The 20,643-nt window shown below is 67.4% G+C and carries 18 protein-coding genes; 1 reads left to right on the top strand and 17 read right to left on the bottom strand.

The annotated features are described in order from the left end of the window. Positions 1 to 29: 29 nt before the first annotated feature. The 9 genes from WS69_RS12445 to WS69_RS12405 all read right to left on the bottom strand — a co-directional run bounded on the left by WS69_RS12445 (position 30) and on the right by WS69_RS12405 (position 9,162). Positions 30 to 1,001: an alpha/beta fold hydrolase gene (locus WS69_RS12445; protein WP_059471070.1), complete on the bottom strand. Its 972-nt coding sequence runs from the start codon at positions 999 to 1,001 to the stop codon at positions 30 to 32. Positions 1,002 to 1,007: 6 nt separating this feature from the next. Continuing rightward, positions 1,008 to 1,427 carry a PaaI family thioesterase gene (locus WS69_RS12440; protein ID WP_059471069.1) on the bottom strand — a complete coding sequence of 140 codons (420 nt, stop codon included), beginning with the start codon at positions 1,425 to 1,427 and terminating at the stop codon, positions 1,008 to 1,010. Between the two features lie 13 nt (positions 1,428 to 1,440). Further along, entirely contained in the window at positions 1,441 to 3,258 is a 1,818-nt protein-coding gene (locus WS69_RS12435; RefSeq protein ID WP_059471068.1) for a fatty acyl-AMP ligase, read from the bottom strand. Then, the gene (locus tag WS69_RS12430) at positions 3,255 to 4,274 is read right to left on the bottom strand and encodes an amidohydrolase family protein (protein ID WP_059471067.1); all 1,020 of its coding nucleotides are present in this window, start codon (positions 4,272 to 4,274) and stop codon (positions 3,255 to 3,257) included. The genes WS69_RS12435 and WS69_RS12430 overlap by 4 nt, the downstream gene beginning before the upstream one ends. Positions 4,275 to 4,313: 39 nt before the next feature. Continuing rightward, a complete protein-coding gene (locus tag WS69_RS12425; RefSeq protein WP_059471066.1) occupies positions 4,314 to 5,339 on the bottom strand; it encodes an acyl-CoA desaturase in 1,026 nt (341 codons plus the stop codon). Beyond that, the gene (locus tag WS69_RS12420) at positions 5,336 to 6,256 is read right to left on the bottom strand and encodes a class I SAM-dependent methyltransferase (RefSeq protein WP_059471065.1); all 921 of its coding nucleotides are present in this window, start codon (positions 6,254 to 6,256) and stop codon (positions 5,336 to 5,338) included. The genes WS69_RS12425 and WS69_RS12420 overlap by 4 nt, the downstream gene beginning before the upstream one ends. A gap of 12 nt (positions 6,257 to 6,268) precedes the next feature. Next, complete coding sequence (locus tag WS69_RS12415) at positions 6,269 to 6,553, bottom strand: acyl carrier protein (RefSeq protein WP_059471064.1); 285 nt, start codon at positions 6,551 to 6,553, stop codon at positions 6,269 to 6,271. A gap of 25 nt (positions 6,554 to 6,578) precedes the next feature. Next, a complete protein-coding gene (locus WS69_RS12410; protein ID WP_059471063.1) occupies positions 6,579 to 7,610 on the bottom strand; it encodes an acyl-CoA desaturase in 1,032 nt (343 codons plus the stop codon). 586 nt (positions 7,611 to 8,196) lie between these two features. Further along, a complete protein-coding gene (locus WS69_RS12405; RefSeq protein WP_059471062.1) occupies positions 8,197 to 9,162 on the bottom strand; it encodes a GlxA family transcriptional regulator in 966 nt (321 codons plus the stop codon). A 176-nt stretch (positions 9,163 to 9,338) separates the two neighbouring features. On the opposite strand from WS69_RS12405, the gene WS69_RS12400 reads away from it, so the two are divergent. After that, the gene (locus WS69_RS12400) at positions 9,339 to 9,950 is read left to right on the top strand and encodes a cysteine hydrolase family protein (RefSeq protein WP_059471061.1); all 612 of its coding nucleotides are present in this window, start codon (positions 9,339 to 9,341) and stop codon (positions 9,948 to 9,950) included. A 378-nt stretch (positions 9,951 to 10,328) separates the two neighbouring features. On the opposite strand, the gene WS69_RS12395 is transcribed toward WS69_RS12400, so the two are convergent. The 8 genes from WS69_RS12395 to WS69_RS12360 all read right to left on the bottom strand — a co-directional run bounded on the left by WS69_RS12395 (position 10,329) and on the right by WS69_RS12360 (position 20,615). Continuing rightward, positions 10,329 to 11,990 (bottom strand): AMP-binding protein, encoded by a 1,662-nt coding sequence (locus WS69_RS12395; protein WP_059471152.1) that lies wholly within the window; start codon positions 11,988 to 11,990, stop codon positions 10,329 to 10,331. A gap of 364 nt (positions 11,991 to 12,354) precedes the next feature. Then, positions 12,355 to 13,239 (bottom strand): 3-keto-5-aminohexanoate cleavage protein, encoded by an 885-nt coding sequence (locus WS69_RS12390; protein WP_059471060.1) that lies wholly within the window; start codon positions 13,237 to 13,239, stop codon positions 12,355 to 12,357. A 34-nt stretch (positions 13,240 to 13,273) separates the two neighbouring features. Next, positions 13,274 to 15,280 carry an acetyl/propionyl/methylcrotonyl-CoA carboxylase subunit alpha gene (locus WS69_RS12385; protein WP_059471059.1) on the bottom strand — a complete coding sequence of 669 codons (2,007 nt, stop codon included), beginning with the start codon at positions 15,278 to 15,280 and terminating at the stop codon, positions 13,274 to 13,276. Beyond that, positions 15,277 to 16,119, bottom strand: a complete 843-nt coding sequence (locus tag WS69_RS12380; RefSeq protein ID WP_059471058.1) for an enoyl-CoA hydratase/isomerase family protein — start codon at positions 16,117 to 16,119, stop codon at positions 15,277 to 15,279. The genes WS69_RS12385 and WS69_RS12380 overlap by 4 nt, the downstream gene beginning before the upstream one ends. Before the next feature lie 6 nt (positions 16,120 to 16,125). Further along, positions 16,126 to 17,277, bottom strand: coding sequence for an acyl-CoA dehydrogenase family protein (locus WS69_RS12375; RefSeq protein ID WP_059471057.1), 1,152 nt, complete (start codon positions 17,275 to 17,277; stop codon positions 16,126 to 16,128). A gap of 12 nt (positions 17,278 to 17,289) precedes the next feature. Continuing rightward, a complete protein-coding gene (locus tag WS69_RS12370) occupies positions 17,290 to 18,906 on the bottom strand; it encodes an acyl-CoA carboxylase subunit beta (RefSeq protein ID WP_059471056.1) in 1,617 nt (538 codons plus the stop codon). A gap of 1 nt (position 18,907) precedes the next feature. Continuing rightward, complete coding sequence (locus WS69_RS12365; RefSeq protein WP_059471055.1) at positions 18,908 to 19,768, bottom strand: SDR family oxidoreductase; 861 nt, start codon at positions 19,766 to 19,768, stop codon at positions 18,908 to 18,910. A 13-nt stretch (positions 19,769 to 19,781) separates the two neighbouring features. Then, a complete protein-coding gene (locus tag WS69_RS12360; RefSeq protein ID WP_059471054.1) occupies positions 19,782 to 20,615 on the bottom strand; it encodes an SDR family oxidoreductase in 834 nt (277 codons plus the stop codon). Positions 20,616 to 20,643 lie beyond the last annotated feature (28 nt).

Here is a 20,643-nt window from a genome sequence, read left to right as displayed (position 1 = left end):
CGTCGCGCCACGCGTTCGGCCGGGCGCACTCAGCTTTCCCGCTTCGCCGTCAGCCAGTCGAGCAAGAGCGCCGCGAACGCATCGCTATCCTCGAGCTCCGGAGAATGCCCCGCCTGCTCGAAGCCCGGATGCAGGACGGCTTGCGGCACGTGCCGCGCGATCGACCACTTGTCGCTATGCCGATGCGTGCGGTCCGCCGCACCCCACGTGAGCAGCGTCGGCTGCTCGACCTGCACGGCGCGCGGCGCTGCGTTATAAAACCGCTGCCACAGCGAGCCGAGGCAGCAGAACGCGCCGTGATCGAACGACGTATCGAGCATCGGTGCGAATTCGCGGTAACGGTCTTTCGCCATTGCTTGCCGGAACCAGCCGGCGCCGATCTTCCGCGCGCCGAACGCGCACGCGCACTGCCCGACGACAGGCGTCGCGAGCAGGTTGCGCGCATCGACGTGCCGCGCCCACGCGACCTGTTCGTCCCACGCGGGGCTTTGCCAGAGCAGCAGCCTGTCGACGAGCGCCGGCTGCGCGGCCGCGATCTGCAACGCGATATGCGCCCAGACGCACGAGAACGCGAGCAGGTAAGGTCCTTCGTTCAGGCTCGCGAGCATTGCTTCGATCGCGGCGCGGTAGTCGTCGAACGAAAACGCGAATTGCCGGTTCGGCACGGAGAAGCCGAAGCCGGGCGGCTCGAAGCAGACGATGCGCGCGTGCGGCGCGACGAGCGAAAACAACCGGTCGAAGTGCTCGATGACGCTCGGCGGATCGCAGACGAGCACGATCGTCGGCTGTCCGCTCTCGCGCGGGCCGGCGGCGCGCACACGGATCGTCGCGGTGGGCACGTCGATGAAGCGCACGTCCGGCCGCGACCGCGCGGCCCAGCCTCCGCTGATCCGCGACGCGCGGAAACGGAGCCGCAGCGGATCGAGCCACGTCATGTCGATGCCGTCACGCCGTTCGCGAGCGGCCGCATGCGGCGTGTCCTTCAGGCGCGGGGTGCTCATCGCGATTTACTTCGTTGGCCAGAGGATCATCTGCGTGCAGCGGAACGTCGCGAGCAGCTTGTCCGTTTCGCGATGCCGGACGGTTGCGTCCCACACCTGCGTCATCCGGCCGCTATGAATCGCGCGCGCTTCGCAGACGATCGCGCCGTCGCGGGCCGAGCCCATGAAGTTGCTCTTCAGCTCGAGCGTGCTGAAGCTGGACGCGCCCTCCGGCAAGCTCGCGAGGCACCCGTAGCCGCACGCGGTATCGGCGATGCTGACGATCGTGCCCGCATGGAGGATGCCGTGCGCGAGCACGGCCTTGCGAATGGTCAGCTCGGCGAGCACGTGGTTTTTCTCGACTTGGTTGACGACGATGCCGAGCAGGCCCGGCAGATAATCGGCGCCGAATCGGTTGAAGTAGTCCGCGTCCAGTTTCTCTTGCATGCTGCGTTCCTCGTCAGTTCTTCCGGGTTTCGTTCGGCGCGCCGAGTTGCGCGCGCCACTGCGTGATCACCGGCAGCGTGTCGTTGAGAAACAGTTCGCGACAAGCGTGCCGCTGGACCTTTCCGCTCGTCGTCTTCGGTATCGCCGACGGCGACGTGAAGACGATGGTGTGCACCGCGATGCCGTGGTGCAGATTGATTGCATGACGCAGCTTGCCGAACAGCGCGTCGGGCGCATGGCCGCTTGCATGATCGCCATCGCTGAACGCCTTCAGATAGCGCGCCCGCAGCTCGCGCACGACGATCACTTGCGGTGACGCATCGGTGTCGAGCGTGAACACCGCGCATCCGCCGGGGCGAAACAGTTCGGCGTCGAGCGCCTCGATCGTTTCCTCGACGTCGTGCGGGTAATGATTGGCGCCGCGAATCAGCATCATGTCCTTCAGGCGGCCCGTGACGAAAACGTCGGACCCCGACCGATATCCATAATCGCCGGTGCGCAGGAATCGCGCATCATGGCCGTGCAGCTCGGCTTCGAAAGTCTGTGCGCTCAGCTCACGATTGTTCCAGTAACCGAGCGCGACGCTCGGCCCTTGCGCCCAGATTTCGCCGACTTGGCCATCATCGCACGGAACGCGGGCATCGGGATCGACGATCAGCACCAGACTGTCGCCGGCCGCGTCGCCGCATCCGATCGCCGTGCTCGTGCGTTGCGTTTCCGGTTCGCGCGCCGGTTCCGCATCGCGCGGCGCGACTGCGACGACGGGCGGCTGCGATTTCAGCCCGCCCGTCATGAACAGCGTGTGCTCGGCGAGCCCGTAGCACGGATAGAACGCACGCGCATCGAAGCCGCAGCGCGCGAAGCGCTGCGAGAACGCTTCCAGCGTGCCGTGCCGGATCGGTTCGGCCCCGACGAACGCGAGGTCCCATGAACTGAGATCGAGCTTGTCGAAATCGGCGTCGGCGATGCGCATCGTCGCGAGCATCTGATACGCGAAGTTCGGCCCGCCGCTCGTCGTCGCGCGACGCTCACCGATCGTGCGCAGCCAGCGCAGCGGATGCTTGAGGAAATCGACGTGCGACATCAGCGTTACCGGAAAGCCGACGTAGAGCGGCTGCAGGATGCCGCCGATCAGGCCCATGTCGTGATACGGCGGCAGCCAGATCACGCCGCGGCTGTTCGCGTCGTGCTCGAAGCGGCTCGCGATCAGCGCGGAGTTGTGCAGCAGGTTCCGGTGGCTGATCATCACGCCCTTCGGCGCGCCGGTCGAGCCGGACGTGTATTGCAGATAGACGGGCGTTCGATGATTGACGGGCGGCGGGACGTAGCGCTCGACGCTGTCGGCGAGCGTATCGACCGTGATCCAGCGCAGGCCGCCGAGCGCATGCGAACCGGCTTCGATGCGAGTCGCGTCGCCGCGCACGGCCGTCGTCGACAGGATCGCGGCCGGCGCACAATTCCCGACGATGCCGATTAGCCGCCGCAACGTGCGTTCCGCCTGCGCGGGCTCGACCGGATACGCGGGCGCCGCGACGACGCCCGCATACATGCAGCCGAACAGCGCGGCGATGTAGTCGATTCCCGGCGGAAACAGCAGCAGCACGCGATCCCCGGGGCGGGCGATCCCTGACAGCGCCGCCGCGACGATGCTTGCGCGCCTGTCCAGTTCCGCGCACGTAAGATGCCGCTCGTCGCGATCGCCGCCCGTGACGAACGTGTAGACCTGAAGATCGGGCTGATGCGCGGCGCGATATCGCGTCAGTTCGACGAAATCGGCGAACGCGTCGGCGGCGGGCGCGCCGGTGCTTGTCGAAGGTTCCGGATGCTTCATCGCGTCGGCTCCACGGTCGGCGCGGCTGCGAGCAGGTTGGCCGGCGCGTTCGCGCGTGCGCTTGCGTCGCCCGCATCGTTCGTACTGCCCGCATTGCCGCCGAACAGCGCGTGGGCGTTGTCCCACAAGATTTTATGCAGCACGTCCGCCGGCAGGTAGCGCTTCAGTTGCTCGATTTCGAAATCCCATTCGTACGGGATCAGCGGGAAGTCGCTGCCGTACAGAAACCGGTCCGGACGATCGCAGATCTGCGGCACGAGCTGTTCGAGCGCGGGCTTCCACTGCGTCGGCAGACGCGGATGCGCGCCGCGCGGATAGCGCGTCGCCCGAAGCGGCCTGACGTCGGCCACGATCTCGCCCGTCGCGACGCGATGGCCGCCGAACGCCATCGCGGTATCGAAGTACAGGTTGGGAAATTCGTCGAGCAGATCGACGTACTCCTGAACTTCGTCATAGCCGATGTGCGGGACGACGACCTTCAGATGCGGTGTGCGCCGCATCGCGCGCCGGAAGCGTTCGACATTGCAGAAGCGGCGGATTTCATCCATTTGCGCGTTGTTTTTTGCGAATGCGCCGGAATGCAGGTTCAGCACCTTGCCGCGTTCGGCGAGCGCTTCGAAAACCGGCGCGAGCGCGTCGTCGTCCGGCGCGATCCTCAACAGATGGCAGTGGATCTTGAGGCCGGCGAAACCGAGTTCGTCGAGCACGCGGACGGTCTCGCGCGCGCAATCGCGGTCGTGCGGATGCACGGTGCCGAACGGCACGACGAACGCCGGATGCCGTGACGCCAGTTGCGCGACGAAGTCGTTGAGGAACGGCGCGATGCCAGGCTGCGCCGCATAGCAAATGCCGGCCGCGCGCGCGACCCCGCGCGCCTTCAGGAAGGCGATCGATTGCTCGGCGAGCAGTTCGTGGCGGATCTTCCATGCGTCGCGCGCGTAGTTCTTCCAGACGAGCTTCGCGACGACGTCGGGCAGCATATGCACGCGCGCATCGAAGATCTTGAGTGTCGTCATCGTGAGGTTCGGTCGATTTCGATGGAAGGAGAATGCGGGTTACGCATCGCTGCGATGCGCGTTCGCGAGCCGTTCGCGGATCGCGTCGCGATCGGGATGCTGCACGTCCCAGACGAGTCCTAGCCGTTCGAGCAGCGCGATCAGCGATCCGGTCAAGTCGATCTGCCAACGATCGAAGCGCGTGCTCGCGTACTGCGGAAATGCATGATGGTTGTTGTGCCAGCCGGCCCCGAGCGTCAGGATCGCGAGCCACCACGCGTTTCGGCTCTGGTCGCGGCCGGGAAACGGCCGGCGGCCGCCGAGCGAATGGCCGACGGAGTTGACCGCCCAGATCGCGTTCGTCGCGAGAAAGATCCGCACGGTGCCGCCCCACAGCAGGCCGAGCAGCGCGCCCTTCCACGACAGATCGAGCAGCCCGCCGATCGCGGCCGGCAGCAGCAGGCCGAGCAGCAGCCAGAAGTCGTATGCGAGATGGATGCGCAACAGCGTCGGATCGCGGTACATGTCGTTCGCGTATTGATTCCAGCCCTTCGGGCGCGCGGACGACGGATCGAACAGCCAGCCAACGTGGCCGTGCAGGATGCCCTTCGCGCGGCCGGCGAAGCCGCGCCCGCCCAACTGCGGCGTATGCGGGTCGCCCGGCCGGTCCGCGTTCGCGTGATGCAGCCGATGAATCGCGACCCACCACATCAGCGGCCCCATGTACGCGAGCGAGCCGAGGATCGCGAGCGCGATCTTCACCGACGGCGCGGCCTTGAACGTGCGATGCGCGAAGTAGCGATGCAGCGCGAGCTCCATGCCGAGGATGTTGAGCACATAGAAGATCGCGAGCATCGCGATGTCCTGCGCGCGCGGCGCCAGGCCGAATCCGGCCCAAAGCGCGATCGCGGCGACGGTGCCGACCGCCGGTATCGACGCGACGCCCAGATGCCGCGCCGACGACGCGCGCGATAGATGTCCGGACGCGCGATCGCCGGGCGTGGACGAGATCGCCGGGCCGGTCGGCGATGCCGCGCCGTCGGGCGTCTGGGCGCAGCCGGCGCTGTCGGCGGGCGTGTCCTTCATGCGACGGCCGCCCGATGTTGCGGTCCGGCGTGAATCCGGTTCGGCTCGATGCGCCGGAACGTGATCCGGTACAGCACGAACGCGCCGAGATCGAACGAATAGCTCATCGTCCGGTACAAGCGCTCGTAGCGCTCGACGACGTCGAGCGGCGCGAGCGCGAGCGCCTCGCGGCGATGCGCGCGCAGGTTCTCGAACCACGCGCGCATCGTCTTCACATAGTCGTGGCGATCGTTGCGGACGAGTTCCACTTCGAACAGCATTTCGGATGCCAGAACGATATCCGCGAGATACGGCAGATCCGATTCCGGAAAGACTTCGCGCGCGATGAAGAGATCCGAGTGCTGCCGGTCGCGCGGCACGTCGCCGTAGCCCATCGTCTGCAGCGACAGCCGTCCGCCGGGCTTCAGGAAATCGTGGCACTTCCTGAAGAAATGCCGATACGCTTCGACCTTGTCTTCGTCGATCTTCGCGAAATGCTCGAATGCGCCGAGCGAGATGATGCCGTCGAACGGCTGATCGGGTTCGTAGTCCTGCCAGTTTCGCAGCATCACGTCGATGCCCGGGTGCCGGTATCGCTCGCCGATATATTTGAGCTGCTCGTTCGACAGCGTGAGCCCCACGACCTCCTTCACGCCGGCGACCGTGACGAGCCTGTCGAGCAGCGCGCCCCAGCCGCAGCCGATGTCGAGCACGCGTTCCGCGCCGCGCGCCCGGATTTGCGCGATGTGGTAATCGAGCTTGCGGATCTGCGCCTGTTCGTGCGTATCGCCTTCCTCGTACATCGCGCACGAGTAATTGCGGCCGCTTTCCTGCGCGAGCGCGAGGAACGCATTGCCGATGTCGTAGTGATACTGGATCGCGTCGGCGGACGCGCCGTACGGCGCGCCGGTTTCCCGGTTGTCGAGCTGGACGGTCATCGTTCGGTCTCCCTATCGCCCGGCCGACAGATTGGCGAGCGCCTGCGCGAGCGCGTCGATCGTCGGATATTGATAGGGCAGGCTCGGGGACAGCTCGAAGCCGAGATAATCCTCGAGATCGCCGACCATCCTCATCGCGTCGGCCGAATCGAGGCCGTATTCGATGAACTGCTTGTTCACGTCGATCGAGCCGCTGTCGGTGCGCAGTCTGGCTGCCAGATAGCCGGTCATCCAGTCGACGATGCCTTCGTGGCTTCTTGCGTCGATTTCCACTGCCTTCAAGGTGGCGCTCTTCATTTTCCTGGCTCCCGTGGAGAGTCGTTCATGGTGCGATGCGCTTCTTTTCGATGAGTGCTGCGTCCGGACGATGCACGTCGTAGAGGAGGTGCAGGCGTTCCAGCACGCAGACGAACAGCCCGCCCGGATCGATCTGCCACCAATGCAGCCCGGTGAAAGCGGATGCGGGAAACGCGTGATGGTTGTTGTGCCAACCCTGGCCGAACGTCGGGATCGCGAGCAGCAGGCTGTTGCGGCTGCGGTCGTGCGCGGTGGTGTGGAAATCGCGCCGGCCGATCACGTGGCACAGCGAGTTCAGCGCCCAGATGCAATGGCTGACCGCGAAGATCCGCACCATGTCGCCCCACAGGAAGCCGAGCAGCACGCCCATCCACGATCTCGACGCGAGCCCGCAAATCAGCGGCGGCAGCGCGAGGCCGATCCAGACCCAGCGGTAATACGCCATGTGCTGCCTGAAGACGAGCGGGTCCTGGTAAAGGTCGGGCACGTATTTCTCCCAACCCGCCGGCCGCGTCGATTCGCCGACGAAGAGCCACCCCATGTGGCTGTGATACAGACCCTTGAGCCGGCCGCCGACGCCTTCGCCCGACAGGTGCGGCGAATGGGGATCGCCGTCGCCGTCGCTCGTCGAATGATGACGCCGGTGCGTCGACGCCCACCAGTTGACGGGGCCGTGCGCGCCCATCGAGCCGAGCGCGATCAGCGCGGTCCGCACCCACGGCTTCGCCTTGAACGCCTTGTGCGTCACGTGGCGATGAAAGCCGACTTCGAGCCCTAATGCGGTCGCGAAATAGAAGACCGCGAACACGATCAGCTCGACGGCGCCCGGCCCATGGCCGCCGAGCCATAAAGCGATCGCCGCGCCCGTGCCCAACGCGGGAAGCAGTGTGACGACGGCGGCGATACGGCGATCGAGACGAACGGCTGAACGGGGCAAGATTCTTGTCGGGCGAGCCACGCCATGCGAAGCGGAAGAAAAAGACGCGGGAATCGCGCTTCCGATCGCACCCTCGGGCTGGCTCGCCTCGCTTGAAGACGGAGGCTGGCCGAGACTCATCGGATATCTCTCAGTAAATTGTTTGGTACATATTTCATTGACGGCATTCGAAACTCAATATGAATTTTCCTATCGTCAACGCTGATGTATTTGGTATACCGAAACAACTTGTCGATGTGGAATTTTGATTTGAATGCGGAACCGGATAAAGATCGCTGGAAACCGTTTCCAGGGCATCTCGCGTTTCCTAGTCGGCGATCTCTCGTTTCGTTCCGGTGAACGATCGGTGCGGATGAGTTTGATGCCGACATCGATCAATCGCGGGCCGGCCCGATTCTGGGCCCGGTTCCGGAAACCGAAGAAACACTCGATAGTCGAATCGACTTGCTGATCGGAATCGGATTCGGCCGGCATGGCGGAACCGGGCGCAACTGAAATAAATAACGATAAGAAAGATCGAATTGGTGCGCGCGCTATTAAGCAAACGCTGTTTCGATTCAATGACGTGCTTAATCTATTCGTGTGACGCGCGATATGGCGGAGCGCAAGCCGCCGGTTGCCGGATCATCGCGCGTGCTATTTTCGATTTGAAGAAATGGCGCGCGGCGGCGACGGATGGCCGTGCGATGCGGTCGAGCCGGGCGCGTCATCTCGCGGCGGCCGAACCTCGCCCGAACTGCTTCCGATACGCCCCCGGCGAAATCGAATACGCGGCAGTGAAGTGCTGCCGCAGCGAAACGGTCGATCCGAAGCCGACGATCTCCGCGATGCGCTCGACCGTCTTGTCGCTGGTTTCGAGCAGACGCTGCGCGGCTGTCAGCCGATGATTCAGCAGCCATTGCGACACCGTCGTCCCGGTCTTCGTCTTGAAGCGCCGCGTGAAATTGCGCCGGCTCATCCCCGCGCGGGCCGCGAGCGCGTCGAGGCACAGTGGCTGTTCGAGATGCTCGATCGCCCAGTCGAGCGCCGTGCTGAGCGGGTCGTCCGCCGCGGCTTTCGGCAGCGGCTGCTCGATGTACTGCGCCTGGCCGCCGTGGCGGTGCGGCGCGACGACCATCCGGCGCGCGACGCGGTTCGCGACGTCCGCGCCGTGATCGCGGCGCAGCAGATGCAGGCAGCAGTCGATTGCCGCCGCCGTGCCCGCCGACGTGAGGATGTTGCCGTCGTCGATGTACAGCACTTTTCGGTCGAGCTTGATCTTCGGGTACTTCTGCGCGAAGTCGTCGCCCCACGCCCAGTGCGTCGCGGCGGTGCGGCCGTCCAGCAGGCCGGCTTCCGCGAGGATGAACGTGCCGAGGCAGAGGCCCGCGATCCGCGCGCCGCGCCGGTGCGCGATGCGCAGCGCGTCCAGCAGCGCTTCGGGCGGTCGTTCGTCGGGATCGCGCCACGCCGGTACGATCACCGTATCGGCTTCGGCGAGCACCGACAGATCGTGCGGCACGTCGATGCTGAAACCCGACATCGTCGGCACGAGCCCCGTCTTCTCGCCGCAGATCAGCAGGCGGTAGCGCGGCACGCCGAGCCGCGCGAGGTCGTCGCCGAACACGATGCACGGCACCGACAAATGGAACGGGCTGATGCCTTCGAAGGCGATGACCGCGACGGTATGCATGGCGGATGAGACGGCAGTCCTAAAAGTGGCCCGATCCTATCACATGCTGTCTTCAAGGCCACTTTCGCGACCAGGCCCGCACTCGGATACTTGCGTCTGTTTCGCCGCCGCGGAGGCGAAACGCACAGCGACGGACGATGGGCGTGCGTCGCGCTTCATTCACCAGGACCTTCACGATGAGCCATCCCACCATTCGCACCCTGGCCGGCGCGAGCGCTCCGCAGGCGATCGAAGCCGCGAGCACCGCGCTGCTGGTGATCGATTTCCAGAACGAGTACTTCAGCGGCAAGATGCCGATCCCCGACGGCGACCGCGCGCTGCGCAACACGCAGCGTCTCGTCGCGCATGCCGATCGCGCGGGCATCCGCGTGTTCCACATCCAGCATGTCATGCCTGCGGGCAGCCCGGTGTTCGCCGAGGACGGCGACGGCGTGCAATTCCACGCGGAGCTGCAACCCGCGACGAATCATCATGTGCTGCGGAAGTCGTCCGTCAGCGCGTTTCCGACGACCGACCTCGACAAGCGTCTGAAGGCGGCCGGCGTCGAGACGCTGATCATCACGGGCCTGATGACGCATGCGTGCGTCGCGGGGGCCGCGCGCGACGCGGTGCCGCTCGGCTACGACGTGATCGTCGCCGACGACGCGTGCGCGACGCGCGATCTCGATCGCGCGGACGGCAGCGTGCTGTCGCATGCCGACCTGCACCGCGCGGCGCTCGCGACCGTCGACGACACGTTCGGCGACGTGATGACGACCGAGCGAGTGCTGCAGTTGCCGCTCGTCTGAACGGGGCGCGGCCGGCGTCGGCCGACGCGAGGAACCATCATCGATAACGACAATCGTCGCCGCACGGCCGGATGCACGTATCCGACGGGCAGGCCGGCGTGACGACGGCGTATACCCGGAATTCGCTGAAAGGAACCGGGGATCTGCTGTCGAATGCGATCGGCAAGCTGATTCGCTGTCCTTATTCGAAGCACTGATGGTCGCGCGACGGCGCGCTGCGTCGATGCGGTTGGCGGCCGATGCGGGGTGACGGAAGCGGAAACGAAGACGATCGCATTGAACGCGGCTGACGCCGCGACGCACGGTCAGATCGGAAAGAAGGCGCGCCGCGCCGCGCGCCTTTTGTCATCGAGCGATGCCGTGACGATGCGGCGTCGATCAGGCCGCTTCGGACTCCCAGACGACCGTCGTCCCTCGCGCGTCCCATGTGTCGAGAAACGGCGCATATCGCTCTTCGACGCGATTCCTGCGCACCTTGAACGTCGGCGTCACGAAGCCGCTCGTCTCGTTCCAGATCGAATCGACGACCACGATGAAGCGCAGCTTCTCGTGATCGTCGAGGCTCGCGTTGACGCGTTCGAGATGCTCGCCGAGCGACGTCACGAGCGCCGCGCGCCGGCCGTTGCCGTCGAGCCGGCGGCCCTCGTCGGACAGCGACACGAGCGCGCACGGCTGCGACAGTCCCGCGCCGACGACACAGCACGCGTCGACGAACGGATGCATCGTCAGCCGGCTCTCGATCGGCGACGGCGCGACATACTTGCCCTTGCTCGTCTTGAAGATATCCTTCACGCGCCCGGTGATCTTGAGGCGGCCCGCGTCGTCGAGCTCGCCCTTGTCGCCGCTGCGCACGAAGCCGTCCGGCGTGAAGAGCGCCGCAGTCAGGTCCGGGCGCTTGTAATAGCCGATCGTGTTGCCCGGCGAGCGGATCTCGATCTCGCCGGTGCCGGCGAGGCGGCTCTCGACGCCGCGCACCGGCGTGCCGACGTAGCCGGGCCGCATGTCGTGCTGCCGGCACGAATGCGACACGCCGCACACTTCGCTCATCCCGTAGCCTTCGAGCAGTTCGAGCCCGAGATCGCGATACCAGGTCAGCAGCGCGGGCTCGATCGCCGCGGCCGCGCTCGCGGCGAGGCGAACCTGATCGAGGCCGAGCTGCTGCAGAATCATCGGCTTCATCGCATCGGGAATCGGGCCGGGCGGCAGGCGGCTCGCGACCGCGTGCTGGAACTTCGCCCAGAGTCGAGGCACCGAGATGAAGAACGTCGGCCGCGCGCGCTGCAGGTCGGCGAGGAACGTGTCGAGCGATTCGCTGAAATGGACGGTGAATCCGGTGCGCACCGACAGCATCTCGACATAGCCGCGCTCGGCGACGTGCGACAGCGGCAGGTACGAGATCATCCGGTCGTCGGGCCCGAGCGCGATCAGATCGAAGACCGGCTCGACGCACCACCCGAGCGCGCCGAACGTCAGCATCACGCCCTTCGGATCGCCCGTCGTGCCCGACGTGTAGACGATCGTCGCGAGCTCGTCGGCGGCGCGCGTCACATGGTCCGCGAGCGGCGCGGTGTCGCGGACGATGTCGTCCCATCTCGCGCCGTCGAACTGCGCATCGGACAGATACGGCAGGCCGATGCATCGCACGTGCGACGGCACGCCCGCGCGCATGTGCTCCCACGCATCGAGCTTGCCGGCGAACAGCACCGCCGCTTCGCTGTGCGTGAGCACTTGCCGGATCGATTCGGCGCCGAGCGTCGGATAGAGCGGCACCGACACGTGGCCGCTCAGCCAGATCGCGAAATCGGCGAGGATCCAATGCGCGCAGTTCTTCGACAGGATCGCGATGTTCGAGCCGCGCGGCAGGTCGAGCGCGCGCAGATACGCGGCGATGCGGCGGGCTTCGTCGACCGCCTCGCGCCACGTGAAGCGGCGGGCTTCGCCGCCGCCCGTCGGCTGGACGAGCCAGATGTCGTCGGCGCGCGCGCGTTCCCAATGCTGAAGGCGTTCGAGCGGCAGGTTGTCCGGGGCGATCGAGGTCAATGTCGTCTCCTGGCGAGCGCCGGGCGCGTGCGGCGGCCGCGGCCTCGGTTCGTTGTGATGTGGCGGCCCGGTGCATTCGAACAGCGCCGACGTGCGCCGGTTTTCGTCGGTTCGGGACGGCGTCGTTGGCCTCCCGAAAATCCTCACCTTTCACGTTCGACGCGCAGTGTGTGATGCACGCACGCGCGTCGCGTTTCCAGGCGCAGACCAAGCGCGAATGCATCGGCTTGCGTTACGGCGGATGCAAGTCTCGCGCTCGCCGGCGCTTCGCTACAACCTCCGCAGTGTCCGCGGTACGCCGACCGCACAAGCGGCCGGCGCGGCCACTGCAATCGAGCATCCATCCGATCGCGCTTTCATCCGATCACGCATGCGATGCCGCCTCGGCGCGCGCGCCGAGCATCCGCCGCGCTTCTTGCGGCGACGCGATCTGCCGCCCGGCTTCGCGCGCGACCGTCGCGATCGCATCGACGAGCTGCGCGTTCGACGTCGCGCGCGCGCCGTCCGGCAGATAGAACGTGTCTTCGAGACCGGTCCGCAATTGCCCGCCGAGCTCGGCCGTGCGCCGATGCAGCGCCCAGATGTTCGCGCGGCCGATCGCGGTGACTTGCCACGTCGAGTCCGGCCGCAGCAGCCGGATCAGGATCGGCAGCAGCTCGGGATCGGCGGGCATTCCCGACTCGACGCCCATCACGAAGTTGTAGTTCGATCGTCCCGCGAACAATCCGGCGCGCGCGTACATGTCGATGCAGCGAACGATGCCGGTGTCGAAGCACTCGAATTCGGGCACCGCGCCCGTCTCGGCCATCGTCTTCAGGAACGACGCGATTTTGTCGACCGGATTGTCGAACAACATCGGCGGCCACGCCCATGCGCCATCGGCCTTCACCTTCAGATAGTTGAGCGAACCCGCGTTGCATGCGGCGATCTCCGGGCGGATCGACCGGATGCACGCGAGCGGGCCGTCGACGTTCGGCCCGACGATGCCCGTCGACTGATTGAAGATCACGCCCGGGCACGCCTCGCGGATCGCCTGCGCGATCTCGGCCGCGAGCTGCGGGTCCCACGACGGCAGGTGCCCCTTGTCCGCCTCCTGCCGACGGAAGTGCACGTGCATGCACGACGCGCCGGCGTCGTATGCGCCTTTCGCTTCGCGCGCCATCTGCTCGGGCGTGACGGGCACGTTGAACTGCTTCGGGTCCGTGAAGATGCCGTTCAGCGCGCACGTGATGACGACCGGATTGCTCATCGAATAATCTCCTTGTTTCGGATGCCGGCCGCGTTCAGCCGGCTTGCGGCTCGAGTTGCGCGAGCACCTGGCCGGGCGCGACCTGCTCGCCCGCGCGCGTGCCGAGCGACGCGACCCGCCCCGCGAACGGCGCGACGATCGCGTGTTCCATCTTCATCGCTTCGAGCACCATGACAGTTTGCCCGGCCGCGACCGTCGCGCCTTCGCCGATGTCGACCGCGATCACGCGGCCGTTCATCGGCGCGCGCAGCACGCCGTCGCTGCCGGCGGCGTCGGCGCCCGCGTCGCCTTCGCGGTTGTGGATCGCGAACGCGTAATCGATGCCGTCGAGTTGCAGCCACAGGCGGCCGTGCGCGATCGCGAAGCAGTAATCGAGCGTGCGGCCGTCGAGCGCGATCGACGACGATGCGCCCGGATGCGCAGGCGGCGCGCCTTCGAGCGCGAGCGGCGAGCGGCCGTGCGCATGCACGACGATGCTTCGCCGATCGATCGTCACGCTGCCGCGCCGCGCATCGGGATGATCGCCGCCCGCGCCCACCCACGACAGCCGGTACGGCACCGGCAGCGGCGCGCCGTTGCGCCAGCCGCGCCACGGGAGCGGCGTCGCGTCGGCGCGGTCGGCGGCGGCGACCGACAGCCATGCGGCGACGGCCCACGCAGTGTCCGGCGGCGCGAAGCGGCGGCTGTCGTTGCTGGGAAAATGCTGTGCGACGAACGCGGTCGACACGGTGCGACCGTCGACGAACGACGGATGCCTGAGCACGCGCGCGAGAAACGCGCGGTTGCTCGGCACGCCGAGCAGCACCGTGTCGTCGAGCGCGTTCGCGAGCCGGTCGATCGCCTCCGCGCGCGTGCCGCCATGCGCGATCAGCTTGCCGAGCATCGAGTCGTAGAACGAACTGATCGCGACGCCGTCGGCGAGCGCGTGGTCGCAGCGCGCATGACGGCCCGGCCGCCACAGCAGCACGTCGCCCGTGCGTGGCAGGAAGTCGTCGGCGGGATCTTCCGCGCAGAGACGCACTTCGATCGCGTGGCCGTCGAACCGAACGTCCTGCTGCGCGAGCGGCAACGCTTCGCCGCGCGCGACGCGCAGCTGCCATTCGACGAGATCCTGTCCGGTGATCAGCTCGGTCACTGGATGCTCGACCTGCAGCCGCGTGTTCATCTCCATGAAGTAGAACTGACCGTCGCGATCGAGCAGAAACTCGACGGTGCCTGCGCCGACGTAGCCGATCTCGCGCGCGACGGCCACGGCCGTCGCGCCGAGCCGCGCGCGCAATGCGGCGCCGACCGCGGGCGACGGCGCTTCCTCGACGATCTTCTGATGACGGCGCTGCACCGAGCAGTCGCGCTCGCCGAGATGAACGACGTGGCCGTGCGCGTCGGCAAACACCTGCACTTCGACGTGACGCGGCTCGATCACCGCGCGCTCGACGATCATCCGGCCGTCGCCGAACGCTTTCTGCGCTTCGGACACCGCGAGCTTCAGCGCGGCGGGCAGCGCGTCGCGCGTATCGACGCGGCGCATGCCGCGTCCGCCGCCGCCCGCCGCCGCCTTCAGCATCACCGGAAAGCCGATTCGTTCGGCCTCCGCAAGAATGCGCGCTTCGCTCGGGTCGTCGCCGTCGTAGCCTTGCACGACGGGGATGCCGGCCGCGGCCATCCGGCGGCGCGCGCGCGCCTTGTCGCCCATCGCGTCGATCGCGTCGGCGCGCGGGCCGACGAACACGAGGCCCGCATCGGCGATGCGCCGCGCGAACGCCGCGTTCTCGGACAGGAAGCCGTAGCCCGGATGGATCGCCTGCGCGCCGCTCTTCAATGCGGCGTCGATCAGCTTGTCGATCGACAGGTACGATTCGGCGGGCGTCGCGCTGCCGATCGACACCGCCGCGTCGCATGCGCCGACGTGCGGGCTGCGCGCGTCCGCGCCGGAGTAGACCGCGACGGTCGCGATGCCGAGCCGCCGCGCGGTGCGCGCGATGCGCACCGCGATCTCGCCGCGATTCGCAATCAGGAGTCGGGTGAAGCGGCGTTCGCTCATGGCATCTCCGGCAGCGCCGGCGCGTCGCTCGCCCAGCCGGGCGCGCGCTTGCCGGTCAACGCGGCGAGCCCTTCGACGACGACGCCCGAGCGCAGCGCGGCGGCGAATTCGTCCGCGGCCGCGTCTAGAACGGCGCCGCGCTCGCGGCGCAGCGCATCGGCGACGATCCGCTTCGTCGCGCGCTGCGCGGCCGGTTCGCATGCGAGCACGCGCGCGAGCTCGCCGCGCAGCAGCAAGTCGATGCCGTCGGCGCTCGCGGTTTCGTCGACGAGGCCCGCATGCAGCGCGTCGGCGGCCGACAGCCTGCGGCCCGTCAGCATCAGCCAGCGGCCGCGCACCGCGCCCGCGCGCGCGACGATGAACGGCGCGATCTGCGCGGGCGGCAGCCCGAGCGACGTCTCCGGCATCGACAGATATGCATCGTTCGCCATCAGCACGCGGTCGCACGCGGCGGCGAGCCCGCAGCCGCCGCCCATCGCCGCGCCTTCGATCACGGCGAGCGTCGGCATCGGCAGTGCCGCGAGCTTGTCGAGCAGCGCGCCGAACCGGCGGTTCGACGCCGCGATCGGATCGATCTCACCGGCGGGCGCCGGCTCGCGCATCATCGTCTTGAAGCCGCCGAAGTCGCCGCCCGCGCAGAACACGCCGCCCGCGCCGCGCAGCACGAACGCGCGCACGCCGTCATCGGCGGCGACGCGTTCGCATTCGGCGTCGAGCGCAGCGACGAGATCGTCGGTCAGCGCGTTGCGCTTGGCCGGCCGATTCAGCGTCGCGAACACGATGCCGTCCGCTCGCGTGACGTGCAGCGGCGCGAGCGTCGGGGAAGTCGTTTCGATCATCGCGCGTCACTCCCGCGGCAGCGTGCCGAGCTTCTTGCAGATGATGCCGAGCATCACTTCGTCCGCGCCGCCGCCGATCGAGAACAACCGCGTGTCGCGATAAGTCCGCGAGATGCTCGATTCCCACGCGAAGCCCATGCCGCCCCAGAACTGCAAACAACTGTCGGTCACTTCGCGCGCGAGGCGTCCCGCCTTCAGCTTCGCCATCGACGCGAGCGTCGTCACGTCGCCGCCTTGCACGTACAGCTCGGTCGCGCGATAGGTGAGCGCGCGCAGCGTCTCGACTTCGGTCTTCAGCTCGGCGAGCCGATAGTGAACGACCTGGTGATCGAGCACCGGCCGCCCGAAGATCTTGCGCTGCCGCGTGTAGTCGATCGTTTCATCGATCGAACGATCGAGCACGACGAGCGCGGCCGCGGCGCCGTAGAGCCGCTCTTCCTGGAATTGCAGCATCTGGTACGTGAAGCCCTGGCCTTCTTCGCCGATCAGATTGCGGCGCGGCACGCGGACGTCGTCGAAGAAGATCTGCGCGGTGTCCGACGAATGCATGCCGATCTTGCGGATCTTCTTCTCGATGTGCACGCCTTTCGATTTCAGCGGCACGACGATCAGCGACTTGTTCCGATGCGGCGGGCCGTCCGACGTGTTCGCGAGGCAGCACATCCAGTCCGCCTGCGTGCCATTCGTGATCCAGAGCTTCGTCCCGCTGATCACGTAGTCGTCGCCGTCCTTGCGTGCGGCCGTGCGGATCGATGCGACGTCGGAGCCCGCGTCCGGCTCGGATACGCCGATGCACGACACCTGCTCGCCCGCGATCGCGGGCGCGAGGAATTCGGCGCGCAATGCGTCGGAGCCGAAGCGCGCGAGCGCGGGCGTCGCCATGTTGGTCTGCACGCCGATCGCGAGCGGCACGCCGCCCGCCGCGCATACGCCGAGCGCCTCGGCCATCACGAGTTCGTAGCTGTAGTCGAGCTCGCCGCCGCCGAACGCGGCGGGCTTGCTCAGGCCGAGCATGCCGAGCGCGCCGAGCTTCCTGAACACGTCGTGCGCGGGAAAGATGCCGGCTTCTTCCCATTCGTCGACGTACGGATTGACCTCCTGCTCGATGAAGCGCTTGACGGTGCGCGCGATGGCGGCGTGTTCTTCGGTGAAGTGCATGATGTCTCCGGATCAGGGGCGGGCGACGCCGAACGTGAGCGGCTGGACGGTCTTGCCGTGGCCGTCGCGGCAGACGGCGAGCGTCATCGCGATCACGCGGCGCGTGTCGCGCGGATCGATGACGCCGTCGTCGAGCATGCGGCCCGACGTATAGAACGCGTGGGTCTGGCGCTCGAAGTTCGCGACGATCTTCTCGCGCAGCGCGTCGATGCGCGCACAGTCCGGCACGACGCCTTTCGCGCGCGCCGCGCCTTCCATCACGATCGCCATCGTGAGCGCGGCCTGCTCCGCGCCCATCACGGCGGTGCGCGCGTTCGGCCACGAGAACACGAACGCCGGATCGAAGCCGCGTCCGCACATCCCGTAATTGCCGGCGCCGAACGATGCGCCGCACAGGATCGTGATCTGCGGGACGGTCGCGTTCGATACCGCCTGGATCATCTTCGCGCCGTGCTTGATCATCCCCGCGCGCTCGGACGCCTTGCCGACGATGAAGCCCGTCGTGTTCTGCAAATAGACGAGCGCCACGTCGCTCTGGCAGCACGCCTGGATGAAGTGCGTCGCCTTCGTCGCGCCGGCCGGATCGAGCGGGCCGTTGTTCGTCACGATGCCGACGGGCATGCCGTGGATGCGCGCGTGCACGCAGACGGTGGCCGGCCCGTACGATGGTTGGAACGCCAGAAAGTCCGATCCGTCGACGAGCCGCGCGATCACCTCGTGCATGTCGACGGGCTTCTTGCCGTCGCGCGGCAGAATGCCGAGCAGTCCTTCCGGATCGAGCGCGGGGTCCGCGCCGACGGGCAGCGCCGTTTCGCGTTCGCGCCAGCCGAGCTTGTCGACGAGCTCGCGCAGGATCCGGATGCCGTCGGCGTCGCCGTCCGCGACGTATTCGGCGAGCCCCGACACGGTCGCGTGCATCGTCGCGCCGCCGAGCTCCTCGTCGGTCGCGATCTCGCCCGTTGCGGCTTTCAGGAGCGGCGGGCCGGCGAGGAACGCCTTCGCGCGGTCGCGAACCATCACGACGTAATCGGACAGCCCCGGCATGTAGGCGCCGCCCGCGGTCGACGAGCCGTGCACGAGCGTGAGCACCGGGATGCCAGCGGCGGACAGCTTCGCGAGCTGGAAGAAATGGCGGCCGCCGTGGATGAATTCCTCGACGCGGTATTGCATCAGGTTCGCGCCCGCCGATTCGACGAGATGCACGAACGGCAGCCGGTTGTCGAGCGCGATCCGTTGCAGCCGCTGGAATTTCTCGAGGCCCATCGGTTGCAGCGCGCCCGCGTCGATGCCCGAATCGGCGACGACGATCATGCAGCGCGTGCCGCTCACGTAGCCGATGCCGCCGATGAGACCCGCGCCCGGCACTGACTTGTCCGGATCGCTTTCGCCGGCGAGGTAGCCGGCGAGCGACGCGAGCTCGAGGAACGGCGCGCCGGCGTCGACGAGCAGCGCGAGCCGCTCGCGCGGCAGCAACTGCCCGCGCTTCTCGAAGCGCGGACCGGCCTTCGCCGATTCGTTCGCGGCGCGCGCGTGCAGCGCCTGCAACTGCGCGATCTGCGCGCGCATGTGGTCGGCGTTGTCGCGGAACGCGGCGCTCGTGGTGTCGAGGCGGGAATCGAAGATCGGCATGTCAGCGCTTGAAGAGTTCGGGCGCGATCGCGCGATGGAAGCCGTCGAACGGCGCGTTCGCATCGACGGGCTGCATCGGGAAATGGCGGCGCGCGTTCGGTGCGCCGCCGTCGACGCGCAGGCACGCGCCGCTGACGAACGACGCGGCGTCGGACAACAGGAACGCGATCGCCGCCGACACTTCGGCTTCGTTGCCGATGCGGCCGAGCGGCACCATCTTCGGCAGCGCGCGCAACATCGGCTTGACTGCGTCCGGGTAGGTGTCCATGCCGCTCGACGCGATCCAGCCGGGCGCGACCGCGTTCACGCGAACGGGCGCCCATTCGGCTGCGGCCGTCTCGGTGAAGTTGAGCATGCCTGCGCGTGCGGCGCCGCTGTGGCCCATGCCGGTCATCCCGTGCCACATGTCGGCGATGATGTTGACGATCGCGCCTGTCTTGCGCGGCTTCATCGATTGCACGTAGCACTCGCGCGCGACGAGAAAGCCGCCGAGCAGGTTCGTGTTGAGCACCGCCTGCCAGCCTTTCGCGCTGATCTGCTCGAGCGGCGCGGGGAACTGGCCGCCCGCGTTGTTGACGAGCAGATCGACGCGGCCGTGCCGCTCGACGATCTGCGCGATTGCTTGCCGCACGCCGTCTTCGTCGCGGATGTCGCATGCGATCTCGTCCGTGCGCCCGCCATCTTCGTGAATTTCGGCCGACACGTTCGCGAGCTTGTTGGCGTTGCGTCCGAGCAGCACGACGTGCGCGCCGAGCGACGCGAGCTCATGCGCGCAGCAGCGGCCGATGCCGCTGCCGCCGCCGGTGACGAGCGCGATCTTGCCGTCGAAGCTGCCCGCGCGAAGTTGTGAGCGATATCCCATCTGGTGTTATCCGTCAGTCGAGAAACAGATCGTTCGGAAACGTCGTGGTGCCCGGCACGACCGCGTAGCGCGACAGGTCGGTGACGCCTGCGTCGGCGAGCACCTGTTCGTCGATGAAGAAGCGCCCGGTATGCGTGCGCGCGTCGAGCGACAGTACCTGCGCGGCCGCATCGGCGACGATCTCGGGCGTGCGGCAGATCGCGGGCGGAATGCCGGGAATCATCCGGAGCGCCGCCGTATGGATTACCGTGCGCGGCCACAGCGCGTTGACCGCGATGCCGTGCGTGCGGAATTCCTCCGCGTGGCCGAGCACGCACAGGCTCATTCCGTATTTCGCGATCGTGTAGGCGACGTGCGGCGCGAACCATTTCGGATCGAGATTCGGCGGCGGCGACAGCGTCAGCACGTGCGGGTTGCCGCCGCGTTGCGCGGACTGCTTCAGATAAGGCAGCGCCGCTTGCGTGCATGCGAACGTGCCGCGGACGTTGACGTCGAACATCAGGTCGAAGCGCTTCATCGGCGTGTTCGGCGTGTCGGTCAGGCTGATCGCGCTCGCGTTGTTGACGAGTGCGTCGATGCCGCCGAAACGCTCGGCCGCGCGCGCGAGCGCGTCGGCGATCTGCGCCTCGTCGCGGATGTCGACCTGAAGCGGCAGGCATGCGCCGCCCGCCGCTTCGATCTCGGCCGCCGCGCTGTAGATCGTGCCGGGCAGCTTCGGATTCGCTTCCACGGTTTTCGCGGCGATGACGACGTTCGCGCCGAGACTCGCCGCTTTCTTGCCGATCGCAAGCCCGATGCCGCGCGAGGCGCCGGTGATGAAAACGGTCTTTCCTTGCAGTGTGTTCATCGGGTGTCTCGAATGTCGTCGTTGCAAC

Origin of the sequence: Burkholderia sp. BDU5 (assembly GCF_001522845.1) — a bacterium.
GTDB lineage: Bacteria > Pseudomonadota > Gammaproteobacteria > Burkholderiales > Burkholderiaceae > Burkholderia > Burkholderia mayonis.
This window is presented reverse-complemented; position numbering and strand designations above follow the sequence as displayed.

Excerpts from the sequence above, each read along its gene's own strand:
- WS69_RS12445 (WP_059471070.1), bottom strand. The coding sequence starts at position 1,001 with ATGAGCACCCCGCGCCTGAAGGACACGCCGCATGCGGCCGCTCGCGAA.
- WS69_RS12440 (WP_059471069.1), bottom strand. The coding sequence starts at position 1,427 with ATGCAAGAGAAACTGGACGCGGACTACTTCAACCGATTCGGCGCCGAT.
- WS69_RS12435 (WP_059471068.1), bottom strand. The coding sequence starts at position 3,258 with ATGAAGCATCCGGAACCTTCGACAAGCACCGGCGCGCCCGCCGCCGAC.
- WS69_RS12430 (WP_059471067.1), bottom strand. The coding sequence starts at position 4,274 with ATGACGACACTCAAGATCTTCGATGCGCGCGTGCATATGCTGCCCGAC.
- WS69_RS12425 (WP_059471066.1), bottom strand. The coding sequence starts at position 5,339 with ATGAAGGACACGCCCGCCGACAGCGCCGGCTGCGCCCAGACGCCCGAC.
- WS69_RS12420 (WP_059471065.1), bottom strand. The coding sequence starts at position 6,256 with ATGACCGTCCAGCTCGACAACCGGGAAACCGGCGCGCCGTACGGCGCG.
- WS69_RS12415 (WP_059471064.1), bottom strand. The coding sequence starts at position 6,553 with ATGAAGAGCGCCACCTTGAAGGCAGTGGAAATCGACGCAAGAAGCCAC.
- WS69_RS12410 (WP_059471063.1), bottom strand. The coding sequence starts at position 7,610 with ATGAGTCTCGGCCAGCCTCCGTCTTCAAGCGAGGCGAGCCAGCCCGAG.
- WS69_RS12405 (WP_059471062.1), bottom strand. The coding sequence starts at position 9,162 with ATGCATACCGTCGCGGTCATCGCCTTCGAAGGCATCAGCCCGTTCCAT.
- WS69_RS12400 (WP_059471061.1), top strand. The coding sequence starts at position 9,339 with ATGAGCCATCCCACCATTCGCACCCTGGCCGGCGCGAGCGCTCCGCAG.
- WS69_RS12390 (WP_059471060.1), bottom strand. The coding sequence starts at position 13,239 with ATGAGCAATCCGGTCGTCATCACGTGCGCGCTGAACGGCATCTTCACG.
- WS69_RS12385 (WP_059471059.1), bottom strand. The coding sequence starts at position 15,280 with ATGAGCGAACGCCGCTTCACCCGACTCCTGATTGCGAATCGCGGCGAG.
- WS69_RS12380 (WP_059471058.1), bottom strand. The coding sequence starts at position 16,119 with ATGATCGAAACGACTTCCCCGACGCTCGCGCCGCTGCACGTCACGCGA.
- WS69_RS12375 (WP_059471057.1), bottom strand. The coding sequence starts at position 17,277 with ATGCACTTCACCGAAGAACACGCCGCCATCGCGCGCACCGTCAAGCGC.
- WS69_RS12370 (WP_059471056.1), bottom strand. The coding sequence starts at position 18,906 with ATGCCGATCTTCGATTCCCGCCTCGACACCACGAGCGCCGCGTTCCGC.
- WS69_RS12365 (WP_059471055.1), bottom strand. The coding sequence starts at position 19,768 with ATGGGATATCGCTCACAACTTCGCGCGGGCAGCTTCGACGGCAAGATC.
- WS69_RS12360 (WP_059471054.1), bottom strand. The coding sequence starts at position 20,615 with ATGAACACACTGCAAGGAAAGACCGTTTTCATCACCGGCGCCTCGCGC.